Source organism: Streptomyces sp. ACA25 (genome assembly GCF_028200735.1).
Lineage (GTDB): Bacteria > Actinomycetota > Actinomycetes > Streptomycetales > Streptomycetaceae > Streptomyces.
Genome location: NZ_JAQKPV010000005.1, coordinates 245862 through 261866, shown reverse-complemented (window position 1 = coordinate 261866; position 16005 = coordinate 245862). Strand labels below are relative to the sequence as shown.

At 75.0% G+C, this 16005-nt stretch carries 16 protein-coding genes; 12 read left to right on the top strand and 4 right to left on the bottom strand.

Annotation, left to right across the window (positions count from 1 at the left end; all coding sequences use genetic code 11):
• Positions 1 to 35: 35 nt before the first annotated feature.
• Positions 36 to 3263: a sacsin N-terminal ATP-binding-like domain-containing protein gene (locus PJ985_RS11235; RefSeq protein WP_271683513.1), complete on the bottom strand. Its 3228-nt coding sequence runs from the start codon at positions 3261 to 3263 to the stop codon at positions 36 to 38.
• Here PJ985_RS11235 and PJ985_RS11230 point away from each other — a divergent pair.
• Positions 3238 to 3957 carry a sulfite exporter TauE/SafE family protein gene (locus tag PJ985_RS11230; RefSeq protein ID WP_271683512.1) on the top strand — a complete coding sequence of 240 codons (720 nt, stop codon included), beginning with the start codon at positions 3238 to 3240 and terminating at the stop codon, positions 3955 to 3957. The genes PJ985_RS11235 and PJ985_RS11230 overlap by 26 nt on opposite strands.
• 45 nt (positions 3958 to 4002) lie before the next feature.
• On the opposite strand, the gene PJ985_RS11225 is transcribed toward PJ985_RS11230, so the two are convergent.
• Positions 4003 to 4797, bottom strand: coding sequence for a DUF3027 domain-containing protein (locus tag PJ985_RS11225; RefSeq protein ID WP_271683511.1), 795 nt, complete (start codon positions 4795 to 4797; stop codon positions 4003 to 4005).
• Between the two features lie 305 nt (positions 4798 to 5102).
• Between PJ985_RS11225 and PJ985_RS11220 the strand changes: the two genes are divergently transcribed.
• The 4 genes from PJ985_RS11220 to PJ985_RS11205 are packed head-to-tail and all read left to right on the top strand — an operon-like array spanning position 5103 to position 8739.
• Positions 5103 to 6515, top strand: a complete 1413-nt coding sequence (locus tag PJ985_RS11220; RefSeq protein ID WP_443033457.1) for an MFS transporter — start codon at positions 5103 to 5105, stop codon at positions 6513 to 6515.
• Between the two features lie 26 nt (positions 6516 to 6541).
• Entirely contained in the window at positions 6542 to 7126 is a 585-nt protein-coding gene (locus tag PJ985_RS11215) for a DUF2771 domain-containing protein (protein ID WP_271683510.1), read from the top strand.
• A gap of 13 nt (positions 7127 to 7139) precedes the next feature.
• Positions 7140 to 7868 (top strand): futalosine hydrolase, encoded by a 729-nt coding sequence (locus PJ985_RS11210; RefSeq protein ID WP_271683509.1) that lies wholly within the window; start codon positions 7140 to 7142, stop codon positions 7866 to 7868.
• The gene (locus tag PJ985_RS11205; protein ID WP_271683508.1) at positions 7849 to 8739 is read left to right on the top strand and encodes a 1,4-dihydroxy-6-naphthoate synthase; all 891 of its coding nucleotides are present in this window, start codon (positions 7849 to 7851) and stop codon (positions 8737 to 8739) included. The genes PJ985_RS11210 and PJ985_RS11205 overlap by 20 nt, the downstream gene beginning before the upstream one ends.
• A gap of 116 nt (positions 8740 to 8855) precedes the next feature.
• Here PJ985_RS11205 and PJ985_RS11200 read toward each other — a convergent pair whose 3' ends face one another.
• Positions 8856 to 9239 (bottom strand): cold-shock protein, encoded by a 384-nt coding sequence (locus PJ985_RS11200; RefSeq protein ID WP_271683507.1) that lies wholly within the window; start codon positions 9237 to 9239, stop codon positions 8856 to 8858.
• Positions 9240 to 9429: 190 nt separating this feature from the next.
• Here PJ985_RS11200 and PJ985_RS11195 point away from each other — a divergent pair, with 190 nt between their 5' ends.
• Positions 9430 to 9708 (top strand): hypothetical protein, encoded by a 279-nt coding sequence (locus PJ985_RS11195; protein ID WP_271683506.1) that lies wholly within the window; start codon positions 9430 to 9432, stop codon positions 9706 to 9708.
• Between the two features lie 113 nt (positions 9709 to 9821).
• Entirely contained in the window at positions 9822 to 10244 is a 423-nt protein-coding gene (locus PJ985_RS11190) for a hypothetical protein (RefSeq protein WP_271683505.1), read from the top strand.
• 23 nt (positions 10245 to 10267) lie between these two features.
• Here PJ985_RS11190 and PJ985_RS11185 read toward each other — a convergent pair whose 3' ends face one another.
• Complete coding sequence (locus PJ985_RS11185; protein ID WP_271683504.1) at positions 10268 to 10912, bottom strand: HAD family hydrolase; 645 nt, start codon at positions 10910 to 10912, stop codon at positions 10268 to 10270.
• Between the two features lie 123 nt (positions 10913 to 11035).
• Here PJ985_RS11185 and PJ985_RS11180 point away from each other — a divergent pair, with 123 nt between their 5' ends.
• From PJ985_RS11180 to PJ985_RS11160, 5 genes are all read left to right on the top strand, one after another.
• Positions 11036 to 12124, top strand: a complete 1089-nt coding sequence (locus PJ985_RS11180; RefSeq protein WP_271683503.1) for a FecCD family ABC transporter permease — start codon at positions 11036 to 11038, stop codon at positions 12122 to 12124.
• Positions 12121 to 13227, top strand: a complete 1107-nt coding sequence (locus tag PJ985_RS11175) for a FecCD family ABC transporter permease (RefSeq protein ID WP_271683502.1) — start codon at positions 12121 to 12123, stop codon at positions 13225 to 13227. The genes PJ985_RS11180 and PJ985_RS11175 overlap by 4 nt, the downstream gene beginning before the upstream one ends.
• Positions 13224 to 14162, top strand: coding sequence for an ABC transporter ATP-binding protein (locus PJ985_RS11170; protein WP_271683501.1), 939 nt, complete (start codon positions 13224 to 13226; stop codon positions 14160 to 14162). Before PJ985_RS11175 ends, PJ985_RS11170 begins: the two co-directional genes overlap by 4 nt.
• Complete coding sequence (locus PJ985_RS11165) at positions 14162 to 15178, top strand: ABC transporter substrate-binding protein (RefSeq protein ID WP_271683500.1); 1017 nt, start codon at positions 14162 to 14164, stop codon at positions 15176 to 15178. Before PJ985_RS11170 ends, PJ985_RS11165 begins: the two co-directional genes overlap by 1 nt.
• Positions 15179 to 15298: 120 nt before the next feature.
• Positions 15299 to 15967 (top strand): alpha-ketoglutarate-dependent dioxygenase AlkB family protein, encoded by a 669-nt coding sequence (locus PJ985_RS11160; protein WP_271683499.1) that lies wholly within the window; start codon positions 15299 to 15301, stop codon positions 15965 to 15967.
• Positions 15968 to 16005: the final 38 nt, after the last annotated feature.

The following is a 16005-nucleotide window of genomic DNA, read 5'->3' as shown; positions in this document are numbered from 1 at the left end:
CGCACCCGGTGCCGCACCGGCGTCGGGCGCCCGGGTCAGTCGAACCAGCGGGCGGTCTCCAGCTCGGCGGTGCGGGTGGGGTCCTCCAGCAGGGCGGCGAGTTCGAAGCGGCGGGGCCACTGGCCGGTGGCCCAGGCCAGGCCTGCGGCCACCCCCTCGACGGTGGCGGCGTGCAGGGTGCCGCCGGTGAGGCGCCAGTCCAGGTCGACGCCCTCGACGATCAGCTCCTCGTGCTCCAGGTAGCCCTCCGGGGTGTCCGGTCCCAGCAGTTCGCGGGCGGCCCGCGGAACCTCCCGGTGAACGCCGCCGCCCGGCGGAACACCCGGGACCACGGCGCTGAGCAGCGGGACGTCCAGCACGGCCGCGAGCTCGGCGGCCCGGTCCGGGGCGACCGGCAGCAGCGGGCGGCCGGCGGCCAGTGGCAGCAGGTCCGGGGCGTCGGCGACCACGGCCTCGGCGGCGGGCACCACGCAGGGCGCGCCGTCGCGCACGGCCCGCAGTTCCTCCGGGAGGGTGACGTCCTCCGGCGGCAGGTCCGCGAGCAGGGTGTGGAGGCCGTGCAGGCGGTCGGAGGTGACGGTGAGGCCGGGGTCGGCGAGGCGGCCGAGCAGCTCCGCCGCGCCGCCGGGCTCGGCCAGCAGGGCGGCCGCGGTGGTACGGACGCCGAGGGCGCGCAGCACCTCCTCGTCGGCATCGGCGGTGTCCACCGCCTCGTAGAGGCCGGCGAGCAGCGGGTCACCGGCGGCGGCCCGCAGGCCGGCCGGGCGGCGGCCGGCCAGCACCGGGGCGCCGCGCAGCCACCAGGCGGTGTAGGAGCGGACGGTTTCCACGCCGCCGTCCGGCATCCGTACCCGGACCGGGGTGGTGAGCGCCTCGCGCAGCGGGGGCTCGGCGAGCAGGGCCAGCGCCTGCGGCCAGCGGTCGTCGTCGACGAGTTCCAGGTCGCGGACCGCCAGCACCTCGGTGGCGACCGGCGGGAGGGGGGTTTCCGGGAGGGCGTCGAGGGAGTCCTCGCACCAGACGTCCACGGAGTCCAGCAGTCCGAGGTCGTCGGGTTCGGCGAAGTCGCTCCCGCCCGGCTCGAGCTCGTCCGGATCGAGGACCACGTCCTCGGCGCGGACCAGCGCGAAGTGTGCCTGCACCCCCACGGCGGTGAGCGGCTGTTCGCCCCAGCGGTCCGTCAGCTCCGGGCTCACGGCGGCGAGTTCGCCCTCCCGGATGACCTGCTGGAAGGGGCTGCCGGGGAGCACCAGCTCGCCGGCCGGAGCGGGCTCGCCGTCCTCGTCGGGGAGGGCGAGCGCCGCCAGCCAGGGCTCGTCCCCGGGCTGGAGACCGGCGGTCCGCACCAGGGTGAGGACGGTGTCGGCCAGCTCCTCGGGGGTGAGGGAGTCCTCGTCCCAGTCCAGGCCGTCAAGCGAGGCGGCGACGGCCGTGCGGACCTGCGGTGTGTCGAGGACGGCGCGGGGGGTGGCGGGCTGGGCACCGAGCTTCTCCAGCAGTGGGTGCACGGCCTCGGGATGGGCGACTTTGAGGCCGAGCCGGGTGAGGTGCGCGGCGTCGGTGCTCGCCTCCGGCAGCAGCACCTGGCGCGGGCCGATGGTGGTGCGGCCGTCCTCCAGCGGCACCGGCAGGCCGCTGAGCAGGCCGGGGGCCACACCGGCGAGGGAGGCGTACAGGGTGCGCCACCAGGCCGGCGGGCGCTGGGCGCCGGCCGTCCGGTCGATCATTTCGCCGAGCGGGACGCGGGTGACGCCGAGGACCCGCAGCGCGGTGTGGCGTTCCAGCCCGGCCGGCAGCAGGGCGGGGAACAGGTCGGCCAGGACCCTGGCGGTGTCCGCGCCGGCGTCCTCGGCCAGCTCGGCGTCCCGGGGCCGCAGCGCCACGGGCCGGCCCGCGTCCGCCCGCTCCCCGGCGGTGAGGTCCCCGGCCGCGAAATCCCCGGCTGAGGACGGCTCCGGGGCCGCGGGGGGTGCCTGGTCCCCGTCCGGCGGGAGGGCCGGCGGGAGGAAGGGCACCCGGGGCAGGCGGTCCAGCAGCAGCAGGCGGAGCGCGCCGTCGAGCTCGCCCTGGCCGAGCGGACCCGGCACCAGGTCGAGCGTTCCGGCGGTGACCGGGCGCCAGTCGGCCAGCAGCGCGGCGTAGGCGTCGGCGGCCTTCTCCAGCAGGAAGTCGGTCAGAGGTCCGGGGGCGACGTGCCGGCGGGTCGGCTCCAGCGGGAAGGTGGCAAGGAGCAGCGCGGGGAGGGCCAGCGGATCGTCGGTGGGGGTGGGCGCGTGGACGACGCGGGCGCTGGGCGGCGGGGCGGGGGCGCCCCCGGGGCCCACCGGCACGGCCCAGGTCACTGACCAGGTGGGGCGCTCGCGCTCCTCCAGCGGCCGGTCGGTGAGCAGCTCGGGGCCGGCCGTTCCGCTGTCGGTGGCGATCCGCCAGCGGGTGACCCGGTCCCCTTCGGTGATGACCGTGCAGGGGCCCTCCTGGCGGCGGTCGAGAGTGCGCGTCCCGGAAGGGGTCTGCACGGTGATCCCGGAGAGCCCGGGGAGCGCCAGCAGCAGGGTGTCGTCAACCCCGTCGAGCAGCCGGGCCGCGAGGTCCTCCGCGGCGGCGTCGCGCAGCGGCAGGACAACGGCGGTGTCGTACCCGTCGGGGAGTTCCGTCCCCGGGTCGTCCACGGCGGGCAGCGGCAGGCGCAGCAGCGGGACGGCGTGCCGTCCGCCGGCCCGCCGGTCCAGCTCGCCGGCCAGTCCGGGGTTCCCGGCGGCCGTGCCGCGGGCCAGGGCGGTGGCCTCGGCGAGCGACCAGCGCACTCCCCCGGTGCGGCTGAGCACGGCCGGGGTGTCGCTGACGGTCAGAGTGGCGGCGAAGCCCACCCCGAACCGGCCGACGGTGTCGGCGTCCCGCTTGGCGGAGGCGCGCAGGGTGGAGAGGGACTCCACGCCCCGGGCGTCGAGCGGTGCCCCGGTGTTGGCGGCGGTGAGCCGGCCGTCGCCGAGCCGCAGGTGCAGCCGGCCCGGAACACCGGCGCGGCCCGCGGCGTCGGCGGCGTTCTGCGCCAGCTCGGTGATGAGCCGGTCCCGGTAGCCGCCGCGGGCCAGGTCTTCCTCGGCGTTGGCGTCTTCCCGGAAGCGCGCCGGGGACGCCGCCCAAGCGTCGAGCACGGCGCTGCGCAGGCGCGCGGTGTCGAACGGGTCGTTGGTAGTCACGGGAAGCGACAGTACCCGGCTGGTAGCGTCGCGGTCCGTGCCAGAAATCTCGTTCCTGCTCATCGCTGGTCTGGCCGTCTTTCTCGGTTCGGTGGTGCAGAGCGGGGTCGGTCTCGGTCTGGGTCTGGTCGCCGCCCCGGTGGTGGCCTTCGTGGAGCCGGCGCTGGTGCCGGGCACTCTGCTGGTCACCGCCGCGGTGCTGCCGATGCTGACGGTGCGGTCCGAGTGGCAGCACATCGACTGGCGCGGGGTGGCCTGGGGGCTGCCGGCCCGGGTACCGGGGGCGGCGGCTGGGGTCTGGCTGGTCGCGGTGGTGGATCCGAGGACGCTGGGCGCCGTGGTGGGCCTGGTGGTGCTGCTGGCCGTGGCAGCGACCCTGTGGTCGGTGCGCGTTCCCCTCACGCCGGTGTCCCTCATCACGGCGGGCGCCGCCTCGGGCCTCAGCGGCACCGCGACCTCGATCGGCGGCCCGCCGCTCGCGCTGCTCTACCAGCACGAGCCGGCGCCCCGGGTGCGCGGCACGCTGGGCGCCTTCTTCCTGCTCGGCACCCTGATGTCGCTGGCGGCGCTGGCGATCGGCGGGCAACTGCCCCGCGAGCAGGTGTTCGCCGGGCTGGTGCTGATCCCGTTCGTGATCGCCGGCTACCTGGCGGGCGGCCCGGTGCGGTCCCGGGTCGGGGTGCGCGGGGTGCGGGCGGCCCTGCTCGTCGTGGTGACGGTCTCCGGTGTGGCGCTGATCACCCGCTCGCTGCTCTGACGGGCCGAGGGCGGGCGGGCCGGGGCGGCTGCGGCGGGCCGGCGGCTACAGCGGATCGGAGCTGACGTGGTCGATGACCGGCGGGGCCGGCTGCTGCGTCCTGGGCATCTCGGCGGCCTCGGAGTGGGCCCCGCAACCGTAGGAGAGGGAGACGACCCGGCCGTCGGCCGGGGAGATCTCGTTCGCGCACACCCCGAAGGCCTGCCGCAGGGAGCCGGCGAGCGGCACCAGGAACCCACAGCTGAGACAGTTGGCCGGGGCCGCCTGGGCCATGGGGGTGTCCGGGCCGAACTCGTCCTCCCAGCGATCGGCGGCCTCCTGCAGGCCGTACCGGGACAGCACGCGGGGGCGGCCGAGACCCAGCTCGTCGGCGAGGGCGCGGATGGTGCCGCGCGAGGGCCGGGCGACCGGCTCGGCGGTCTCCGCCTCCGCTTCCACCGGCGAGTGGGGCGACGGCATGTCCCCGCCGATGAAGGCAGGCTCCAGGCGCGGGTCGTCGCTCTCGGACGGCAGCAGATCGCCGGGGCCCAGATCGCCCTGGCGCAGCCGCTCGTTCCACGGCACCCAGTCGGGCGCGACCAGCGCCTCCGGGCCGGGCGTCGGCGCGACCTCGTCGACCGTGACGTAGCGGGCATGAGCGGCCCGCGCCACCGTCACGCTCCAGCGCCAGCCCCGGTAGGCGGGGTCGGCGCCGGCGAAGACGTGGGTGACCACGCGATCGCCCTCGGGGACAACTTCCAGGTGCGGACCGACCCGCTGCGGGTGCGCCGCCTCGGCGGCAGCATTCCTGGCCAGCTCGACGGCCTCCGCGCACAACCGGTCCGGGGTCCGGCTTCGCATCGCAGCACTCACTAGATATCGACTCTCTTCTACGCCAATTTCCGGTGCGGGCGCCTGAAATCGGACGGAAGCGACGGAGCGGACCCCAGGACCGCTGCGACGTCACACTGTACGAGCCAGGGCGCACCGTCCCACCACGCTACCGCACCTGGAGGGCGCCCCGCTCCGGTACCGAGGATCCGGTGGCCCGGCCGGCCGGCGAAGGCGGCCGCCGTCCGGCCCGGCGCCCAAGACCCTTACGAACCAAGGACAACCACCCGCCGAATGAGGCGTTGCGGTACACCGCAAGCCTTAGGCTTACTGCCGTGGCCGCTGACAGCTCGTCCGACACCAAGGGAAACGCCCGGTCCGGGCTGTTCGTCCGGGCTGTCCGGGCGACGGGCCGGGCAGTGCACCGGCCCCCCGCCGCGGTGGCCCGGCGCATCCGTAGGGCGACCCACGCGCAGGGCGCGGGGGAGTCGGGGCTCGGCAAGCTCATAGAGATGCACGCGGTGCACTCGATCGGCGACATGCTCATCACCATGGCGCTGGCCTCCACCATCTTCTTCTCCGTGCCGACCGACGAGGCCCGCGGCCGGGTGGCGCTCTACCTGGCCGTCACCATGGCGCCGTTCGTGCTGCTGGCCCCGGTGATCGGGCCGCTGCTCGACCGGCTGCCGCACGGGCGCAGGGCCGCGATGTCGGGGGCGCTGCTGGTGCGGGGGGCGCTGGCGCTGCTGATCTCCACCGCGGTCGCCACCGGCGGGCTGGAGCTGTACCCGGCCGCGCTGGGCGTGATGGTGGCGTCGAAGTCGTACAACATCGTGCGGGCGGCGGTGGTGCCACGTCTGCTTCCGCCCCAGATCTCCCTGGTGAAGGCGAATGCCCGGATCACCCTGACCGGGCTGCTCGCGGCCGGCGCCGCCGCCCCCCTGGGGCTCGTGCTGCACACGATCGGCCCGCAGTGGCCGCTGTACGGGGCGTTCGTGTTCACGGCCATCGGCGCCTTCCTGTCCTTCCGGCTGCCGCACAAGGTGGACCTGGCCAAGGACGAGCGGACGGTCCACCTGGACGAGCTGGCGGCGACCAAGGTCTCCCGCGCGGCCAAGGCCCGCGACAACGGCGGCCGCAGCCGCTTCCGGCCCGCCCGGGACTCGGCCGAGGCCCCGGTGGTGAAGGCGCTGATCGCCAACTTCGCCCTGCGCGCCCTCTCGGGCTTCCTGCTGTTCTTCATGGCCTTCCTGCTGCGGGACCAGCCACTGCCCGGGCTCGCGGCGGCGATGTCCCTGGGGGTGATCGGGCTGGGCGCCGCGATCGGCAACGGTCTGGGCAACGTGCTGGGTGCCTGGCTGCGCGACCGGGCCCCCGAGGTGATCCTGCTGGCCATGCTGTTCCTCGCGGTCGGCTCCACCGTCTCGGCCGCGGTGGCCTACGGCCTGGTGACGGTGATCGCGGTCAGCTTCTCCGCCGGGATGTGCCAGGCCATGGGGAAGCTGTCGCTGGACGCGCTGATCCAGCGGGACGTGCCCGAGACGGTGCGCACCTCGGCGTTCGCCAGGTCCGAGACCCTGGTGCAGATGGCCTGGGTGGTCGGCGGCGCCATCGGGATCTCCCTCCCGCTGAACGGCACGGTCGGCATGACCGTGGCCGCGCTGCTGGTGCTCACCGGGACGGTACTGACCGTCCGGGGGCTGCTGAGCGCCGCCCGGCGCGGCACGTCGCACCCGCGCGTCCGCTGACCGGCGCTCCCCGGTAACCTGCCCGCATGACTGCGATCTCGAGGAGCCGGGGCCGACGGGCCGTCCGCACCACTCTGGCCGTCGGCACCGTGTCCCTGGGGCTCGCCGCCCTGGCCGGCTGCGGCACCAAGCCCACCCCGAACGCGCACTTCACCCTCGGCACCGACTCGTCGTCCCCGCAGGCGGCGAGTGACTGCTACGGCCACGGTGAGGCGCTGGACACCGAGGACGCGCAGGCCTGTCTGCACGACTTCTCCGACGTCGAGACCTTCCGGGCGAGCCAGGGCGACACCTTCCGGATCGGCGTGGACCCGTCCATCGCGGAGGAGGGCTGGCTGCTGTTCGTGAACGGCCAGCCCCGCGCCGTCGAGCCGTTCACCGTCACCTACCGCAGCTTCCCCGTCCAGGAGTTCTTCCAGACCGGGCAGTCCCCGGCGCTGGAGGAGGAGCTGGCGGACGACGAGACCGGCATCAGCATCGTGCAGGTCGGCGAGGGCTTCGACACGGACGCCGTGCTGGAGGCCGCTCAGGCGCAGGACCTGGAAGCGTTCAACCGGGCGCTGAGCACCGGGGTGGAAGGCGTCTGGAACGTGCGGCTGGCCGAGCAGTGACCGTGCTCCGCCCATGACCGGTCCCCCGCGCGTCTCCCGGGTCCTGGTCGTCACCGCGGTGCCGGCCGAGCGGGACGCGGTGCTCCGTGCCCTCGGCCCCCCGGACCGCACCGGAAGCCCGGACCGCACCGGTGCGCCGGTGTTCGAGGTGCTGGCGGCCGGGGTCGGTCCGGCCGCCGCAGCCGCCGCCACGGCGGGCGAGCTCACCGCCGCGGCCCTCCGCGGAGAACCGTACGGCCTGGTCGTCTCCGCCGGCATCGGCGGAGGTTTCGCGCCCGCCGCACCGCCCGGGGCCGCCGTGGTGGCCTCCCGGATCATCGCCGCCGACCTGGGCGCGGGCTCCCCGGACGGCTTTCTCGACGTCGCCGAGCTGGGGTTCGGCCGAGCGGCGCACCAGCCGCCGGAGCGACTGGCCCGTGCGGTGGCCGACGCGTCCGGCGCGGTCCACGCACCGGTCCTCACCGTCTCCACCGTCACCGGCACCGCCGAACGGGCCGCGGAGCTTGCCGCCCGGCATCCCGGCGCCGCCGCCGAGGCGATGGAGGGCTTCGGAGTGGCCGAGGCCGCCGCCCGCGGCGGACTTCCGGTGCTGGAGATCCGGACGGTCTCCAACGCCGTCGGGCCCCGCGACCGGGCCGCCTGGCGGATCCCGGAAGCCCTGCGGGCCCTCACCGGGACCTGCGGCCGGATCCGCCCCGTACTCGACAGCTGGAGTGCTGACCATGACGCCGAGCACGCCTGACCGGCCGCTGAGCCTGACGTACTCGCCCTGCCCCAACGACACCTTCGTGTTCCACGCCTGGGCCCACGGGCTCATCCCCGGAGCCCCGCCCGTCGACGTGGACCACGCGGACATCGACATCACCAACGGCCGCGCCGAACGCGGCGAGGGCGACATCCTGAAGGTCTCCCACGCCGTCCTGCCCTGGGTCCTCGAGGAGTACGCCCTGCTGCCCTGCGGCGGCGCCCTGGGACGCGGCTGCGGGCCGCTGGTCCTCACCCGGGACGCCGGGGGCACCGGCCAGGCGGCCGGGGCGCCTGCGGTCCGCGCGGCCGCGGACCTGACCGGCCGCACCGTCGCGGTGCCCGGCGAACGGTCCACCGCCTACCTGCTGTTCCGCCTCTGGGCGGCGGAACACGTGCCCGGCGGCGTGGGGAACGTTACGGTGCTGCCGTTCCACGAGATCATGCCCGCCGTGCGGGACGGCCGGGTGGACGCCGGCCTGGTCATCCACGAGGCCCGCTTCACCTACCGGGACTACGGGCTGCGGCGCCTCGCCGACCTGGGCGAGTACTGGGAGGGCACGACCGGCCACCCGATCCCGCTCGGCGCGATCATCGCCCGCCGCTCCCTCGGTGCGGACCGGCTCCGGCAGATCACCGACGCCATCCGGGCCTCCGTCCACCGGGCCTGGGACGACCCGGCGGCCTCCCACGCCTATGTCCGGGCCCACGCCCAGGAGATGGACCCGGCCGTGGCCGGGCAGCACATCGCCCTGTATGTGAACGAATTCACCGCCGACCTGGGCCCGGAAGGCCTGGCCGCCGTACGGGAGCTGCTGACCCGGGCGGCGGACCAGGGGCTGGTGCCCCCGGTGCCGCAGCTGAGCTGACCGCCCCGGGCTCCGCACCGCAACGGCACACGGCCCCGGCGGGACGCCGGAGCCGTGCGGAAGCGCGGGTGAACCCCGGGGCGTGCGGGACCCCGGGGCGTGCGGAAGCGGGCCGGTCAGACGTCGAGCTGGTCGGCCACCACCCGCATCATCCCGGCGATCTTGGCGCCGCTCTGCTTGTCCGGGTACCGTCCGCGCTCCAGCTGCTGCGCCACCCCGTCGAGGAGCGTCGTCAGATCCTGCACGATCGAGGCCATCTCGTCGGGCTTGCGTCTCTGCGCCGCGGCCACCGAGGGCGTCGGATCGAGGACGGTGACGGACAGCGCCTGATCACCGCGCTGTCCCGCGACGACCCCGAACTCGACGCGCTGACCCGGCTTCAGACCGTCCATGCCGTCGGGGAGAACGGAAGAATGCACGAAGACGTCACCGCCGTCGTCGCGCGAGAGAAAGCCGAAGCCCTTCTCGGTGTTGAACCATTTGACCTTGCCGGTAGGCACGTGTCCTCGTCCTCGCAGTCGTCCCGGCCGCCCTGTGGCCGGCGAAATCCGTCCTGAACCTTCTGAGTAACGGTGCAGCGGGTCGTCCTGCCCGCCGACTCCAAGGCTAGCTGTCGGGAGCACGGCGCCGGGGAGCCGCCGGGCCGTCCCGGCTGCGAAGCCCACCGGTCTGACGAACTACCCTGGTTGCGTGACCACCACACCTGAGTCCGAGCGCCGGCCCGGAGACCTGCTGGTCCGGATCGGCGGAATCCTCTTCGCCATCGGCGCGATCGCCACCCTCGTGACGTTCGTCCCGATGTTCCTGGGTACCGAACCCTTGCCGTCGGCCGCCTGGGCGGTGTCGATGCTGATGGGCGTGGGCTTCGCGGTCGCGGGTGCGGGCCTGCTCCGCGACATGGCCGAGCAGCGCCGCCTCGCCCGCGCCGCCGCCGGTCCGGCTCAGCCGGCCGCCCCCTCCGGCAGTTAGCGCCAGCCCGGGGCCCGCATGACCTCCGAGGTCATCGACGGGCGGGCGGCCACGCGGCACGGTTACCGGGAAGGGCCCTGGCCCGTATCCCTCTCCCGGAAGGCCGATGCCGCATGTCCACTCTCTTCCCCGGCACCTCTGCCCGGGGCGCCTCCGCGCACCTCCGGCTGCGGCGATGGCTGGCCCTGGACGCCGTGGTCACCGGCGTCAACGGGCTGGCCTACCTGGCCCTCTCCGGGCCCCTGAGCCGGTTCCTCGGGCTGGACTCCACACTGCTCCTCGCCCTCGGCGCCCTCCTGCTGCTGTACGGCGCGGCCGTCGGCGCCCAGGCACGCCCGCAGCGTCCCCGCCCGTTCTGGTCCCTGTGCATCGTCGAGGCGAACCTCGGGTGGGTGGTGCTGAGCATCGCCGCACTGGCGCTGTGGCTGGAGCCGAGCACCGCCGGAGCGGTCTGGATCGTGCTGCAGGCCGCGGTCGTCGCCACCTTCGCCGCCGCACAGTACGCCGCGCTCCGGGCGGGCGCCCGCACCCGCTGAGCAGCGCCGGCCGGAGCCGGGGGTCAGGCCGCCCCGGCTCCCGCCGGGCCGCCCGCGGCCAGCCATCCGTCCAGCCAGCGGGGCAGCTCCGTCAGATCACGGAGCACCACGTCCGCGCCCGCCGCGCGCAGTTCGGCCGCGTCGCACGGCCCGGTGGGCACCGCCAGCGCCAGCGCGCCGGCGGCTCGCGCCCCGCGTACGTCCGCCACGTGGTCCCCGACGTAGACCTGCGCGCCGTGCTCGCGCAGCGCCTCGCCCTTGGCCTCCGCCCACAGCGAGCCGATCAGGGCGTCCGCCGCCAGGCCGAGATGGTCCAGGTGCAGCTTGGCGTTGACGCCGTGCTTGGCGGTGACGACGACGGCCCGGCCGCCGTGTCCCTGCACGGCGGCGATCGCCTCCCGGGCACCGGGGAGGGCGAAGGTCGGCTCGATGGCGTGCTCCACGTACAGCTCCCGGTAGCGGTCGGCGACGACGGGAACCTCCCCGGCGGGGAACCAGTGCGCCAGCTCGTGCTCCAGGGGCGGTCCCAGCCGGGAGACGGCCAGATCGGCGTCGATGTGCACCCCGGTCGCGGCGGACAGCTCGCGGTAGGCGGCGTGGATCCCGGGGCGGGAGTCGATCAGCGTCATGTCGAGGTCGAATCCGACCGTCGGCGTTATGGAGACCATGGCCCCATTGTGCCCCGGCGCACGCTTATACTTAGGGCTGCCTAACCTAAGCTGGGCGGTGGGTGCTCCCCTGCCCGAACGGCCCCTGCCCGCACACCCGCTGCCCGCTGCCCTGAGGATCCCATGCCGGCTGTCGCCCCGAGACACGTGCGTCGCACGCGCCGCCCGGGTCGTCCGCGCCGCCCGCGCGGCAGCACGGCCGTCCGGCGCACCGGCTGGCTCGTGGCCGCGGCTCTCGCGCTGCTTGCCGCGGTACTGCTCTCCCTCTCCGTCGGCAGCCGCCCGTTGGCACCGGGCGAGGTCTGGCACGCGCTGCTGTCCGGCGGCGGTGGCGGACCGGGGGACGGCGGCCACATCGCCGCCCAGGTCGTCCGGGAGATGCGGCTGCCCCGCACCCTCGTCGGGATCATGGTCGGCGCCGCGCTCGGACTGGCCGGGGCGGTCCTCCAGGGACTCACCCGCAACCCGATCGCCGAGCCCGGCATCCTCGGCATCAGCCAGGGCGCCGCGGTGGCGGTGGTGCTGGCCATCGCCTTCGCCGGCGTGCACACCCTGGCCGGCTACATCTGGTTCGCCTTCGCCGGGGCCGGCCTCGCGGCCGTCGTCGTCTACACCATCGCCGCCCGCGGCCGGGGCGGCGCGACCCCGGTGAAGCTGGCGCTGGCGGGCGCGGCGATCAACGCGCTGCTCGCCTCCGTGGTGGCCGCCGTGCTGACCACCCGGGCCGCCACCCTGGACGAGTTCCGGTTCTGGCAGATCGGTTCGCTCTCTGGCCGGGACGCCGAGATCGCGGCCCAGATCTGGCCGTTCCTGCTGGTGGGCATCGCCCTGGTGGTGCGGGCCGCCCGCGGCCTGGACGCCCTCGCGCTCGGCGACGACGTGGCCCGCGGCCTGGGCCAGAACATCGCGGCGGTCCGCATCACCGGGGGTCTCGGCGCGGCCGTCCTCACCGGCGTGGCCGTCGCCGCGGCCGGGCCCATCGCCTTCGTCGGCCTCGCCGTCCCGCACCTCGCCCGGGCCCTGGTGGGCAGCGGCCACCGCTGGCTGCTCCCGCTCTCCGCCCTGCTCGGCCCGGTCATCCTGCTGGTGTCGGACGTCATCGGCCGGGTGATCTTCCCGCCCTCGGAAGTGCCCGCCGGAGTCATGACGGCCCTGATCGGCGTCCCCTTCCTCATCGCCCTGGTCCGCCGCAGCAGAGTGGCCGCCGCATGACCACACCCCCCGCCGCCCCCGCCTCCAGGGCTGCTTCCCCCGCTCACTCCCGGCCCGCAGGACCGGTCCGCCCCACCGGGTACACCCTGGTACGGGCCGGCCGGGCGTCGTTCCTGCTGCACCGCCGGGCGGCACTGGTGGCCGGCGCGCTGGCCGTGCTGCTGGCCGCCGCCTGCGTCGCCGGGCTGTCCGTCGGGCAGACCACCGTCTCCCCCGCCGACGTCGTCCGGGTCGTCCTCGGCCTGCCCTCCGAGCACGAGCTGCTGGTCGGGCGGCTGCGGCTGCCGCGCCTCGTCGTCGGCCTCCTGGTCGGGGCCGCCCTCGGGATCGCCGGGGCACTGATCCAGACCGTCGCCCGCAACCCGCTGGCCAGCCCCGACATCATCGGCGTCACTCACGGGGCCGCCGCCGTGACGGTCGGCGCCATGACCTTCGGCCTGGCCTCCGCGGCCGTGCTGCCGTACCTGTCCATCACCGGCGGGCTGCTGGCCGCCGGGCTCGTCTACGCCTTCGCCTGGCGCGGCGGGCTGCACGCCGCGCGGTTCGTGCTCATCGGGATCGGCTTCGCCGTCGCGCTGCGCTCCGTCACCCAGCTGTTCCTCACCAAGGGCGACCAGTTCGCCGCCCAGCAGGCCAAGGTATGGATGACCGGCTCACTCAACGGCCGCGGCTGGGATCACGCCGTCCCGCTCGGCCTGGCGCTGCTGGTGCTGCTGCCCGCCGTGCTGTGGGCGGCCCGCGCCCAGCGCACCGTCTCCCTCGACGACGACACCGCCACCGCGCTGGGCGTTCGGCTCGGCCGCACCCGGCTGGGGCTGGCCGGGCTCGGCGTCGTGCTGGCCGCGCTCGCCACCGGAGCCGCCGGACCGGTCGACTTCGTGGCTCTGCTCGCCCCGCAGATCGCCCGCCGGCTGACCCGCACCGCACAGATCCCGCTGCTCTGCTCGGCGCTCGCCGGGGCGTTCATCGTCGTTCTCGGCGACCTGCTTGCCCGCCTGCTCTTCTTCCCCGTCGAGCTGCCCGTCGGCGTCCTGACCGCCGCCATCGGCGCGCCGTACCTGCTGTGGCTCATCGTCAACAACCGCACCGGAGGCAAGGCATGACCGCGAACCCGCCGCCGGCATCCGCCACGACCGACCCGCCGGCCCCCGACCCCCTCCCTGCCCCCGCCCCTGCCCCCGCCCCTGCGACCGGCTCCGCCCGCCCGTCCCGCCTCACCGCCCGCGAGCTGACCCTGGGCTACGACGCCCGCACCGTCGTCGACACGCTCGACCTGGCCGTCCCGGACGGCGAGGTCACCGTCATCGTCGGCCCCAACGCCTGCGGCAAGTCCACCACCCTGCGCGCCCTCGGCCGGCTGCTGAAGCCCCGCGGCGGTGCGGTGCTGCTCGACGGCCGGGAGCTGGACCGCACCCCCACCCGGCAGATCGCCCGCGCCATCGGGCTGCTGCCGCAGTCCCCCGTGGCGCCCGAGGCCATCACCGTCGCCGACCTCGTCGCCCGCGGCCGGCAGCCCCACCAGCACTGGTGGCAGCAGTGGTCCGAGGCCGACGAACAGGCCGTGAACCGGGCCATGGCCCGCACCGACGTCACCGTGCTCGCCGACCGGCCGGTGGACGAACTGTCCGGCGGCCAGCGGCAGCGGGTGTGGATCGCCCTCGCCCTGGCCCAGGAGACCGACCTGCTGCTGCTCGACGAGCCCACCACGTACCTCGACATCGCCCACCAGATGGAGGTGCTGGACCTGGTGCGGCAGCTCAACCACGCCGAGGGACGCACCGTCGTCATGGTGCTGCACGACCTGAACCAGGCCGCCCGCTACGCCGGCCATCTGGTCGCCATGAAGGACGGCCGGATCGTCGCGGAGGGCCCGCCCGCCGACATCGTCACCACGGACCTGGTCCGCGAGGTCTTCGGCCTGAACTCCGTCATCATCCCCGACCCCGTGACCGGCGGACCGCTCGTCGTCCCGGGCACGCCCCCGCAGCCTGCCCCGTCACCTGACCACCCGGTACCCCTCCGAAAGGCCACTCCCTGATGCGCACCACCCGTACCACCCGCCGCCGAACCCTCACGGCCACCGCCGTCGTCCTGGCCTCCGCCCTCGCGCTGTCCGCCTGCGGCAGCGACGACAGCGGCGCGGACTCCGGACCCGGCGCGGACTCCGGGTCCGGCTCCACCGACGACGCCGGCGGCTCCGACGGTACCCGCACCGTCCAGACCGTCATGGGCGACGTCGAGGTCCCGGGGAACCCGCAGCGCGTCGTCGTGCTGGACACCGCCGAGCTGGACTCCGCCATCACCCTCGGCGTGCGGCCGGTGGGCACCGTGCACGCCGACGTCGAGGGCGGCTTCCTCGACTACCTGCCCCAGGATCAGGTCGCGGACATCGAGAACGTCGGCACCATCGGCAACCCCAACCTCGAACAGATCCTCGCCCTCGAACCCGACCTGATCATCGGCAGCGTGGTGCGGGACGAAGAGCGCTACGACGACCTGACCGGGATCGCCCCGACCGTCTTCACCGAACAGCCCGGCGGCCCCTGGAAGGAGAACTTCCTCCTGCACGCCGAGGCCCTCAACAAGGTGACCGAGGCCGAGAGCGTCATCGCCGAGTACCAGGAGCACGCGGCCGAGATCACCGAGGCGCTCGGCGGCCCCGACACCGCCGCGCAGACCGAGGTGAGCATCCTGCGCTTCATCGAGGGCGGCGACACCCGTCTCTACGGCCGGCAGAACTACATCGGCACCATCCTGGAGGACCTCGGCCTCGGCCGCCCCGCCATCGTCGAGGACGCCGAGGACGGCTTCGCCGTCGAGGTCAGCCCCGAGCAGGTCGACCTGGCCGACGGCGACGTCATCTTCTACACCTCCTACGGCTCGGCCGAGAAGTCCGGCGAGGAGAAGGCGCTCAACGGCCCGCTGTGGGAGAGCATGACCGCCGTGCAGAACGACCAGGTCTTCCACGTCGAGGACCAGCTGTGGTTCCTCGGCATCGGCTACACCGCCGCGAACCTCATCCTCGACGAGATCGAGACCGCCCTCGTCGGCTGACCGGCAGCCGGACGGGGAAGACCGGGCCGCCGTAGACCCACGCCGTAGGCCTGCGGCGGCCCGGTCTCCCCTCCACCCCCGTCGACCCGCGCCCACTCGCGCCGGGAGCACACTGGGGACGTGAGCGACGCACTGTTCCCCAGGAGCCGCGCCGAGATCGCACCCGGCGCGGTGCACGTCCCGGGCTGGCTGGCCCCCGCCCGGCAGGCTGATCTGGTGAACGCCTGCCGGGAGTGGGCAAGGCCGCCCGCCGGGCTGCGCACGGTCCGCACCCCCGGCGGCGGGGAGATGAGCGCTCGGCAGGTCTGCCTGGGATGGCATTGGGCGCCCTACCGCTACGCCCGCACCGTGATCGACGGGGACGGCGCACCGGTGAAGCCGTTCCCCGACTGGCTGGGCCGGCTGGCACGCGAAGGCGTCACGACGGCGTACGGGCAGCACGCACCCCGCGCCGAGTCCCTCGACTACGACGTCGCGCTGATCAACTTCTACGACGCCGGAGCCCGCATGGGCATGCACCGCGACAGTGACGAGAAGTCCGACGCCGCGGTGGTCTCCCTCAGCCTAGGCGACACCTGTGTCTTCCGCTTCGGCAACCCCAGGACCCGCACCCGTCCCTGGACGGACGTGGAGCTGCACAGCGGCGACCTGTTCGTGTTCGGCGGCCCTTCCCGCCTGGCGTACCACGGCGTTCCCCGCACCCACCCCGGCACCGCTCCGCCCGCACTCGGCCTCACCGGCCGCCTCAACCTCACCCTCCGCGTCAGCGGCCTCCCCCACCCACCCTGACCCCGCCCCGGGCCACCCCGGGCCGCCCCGGGCCTGTC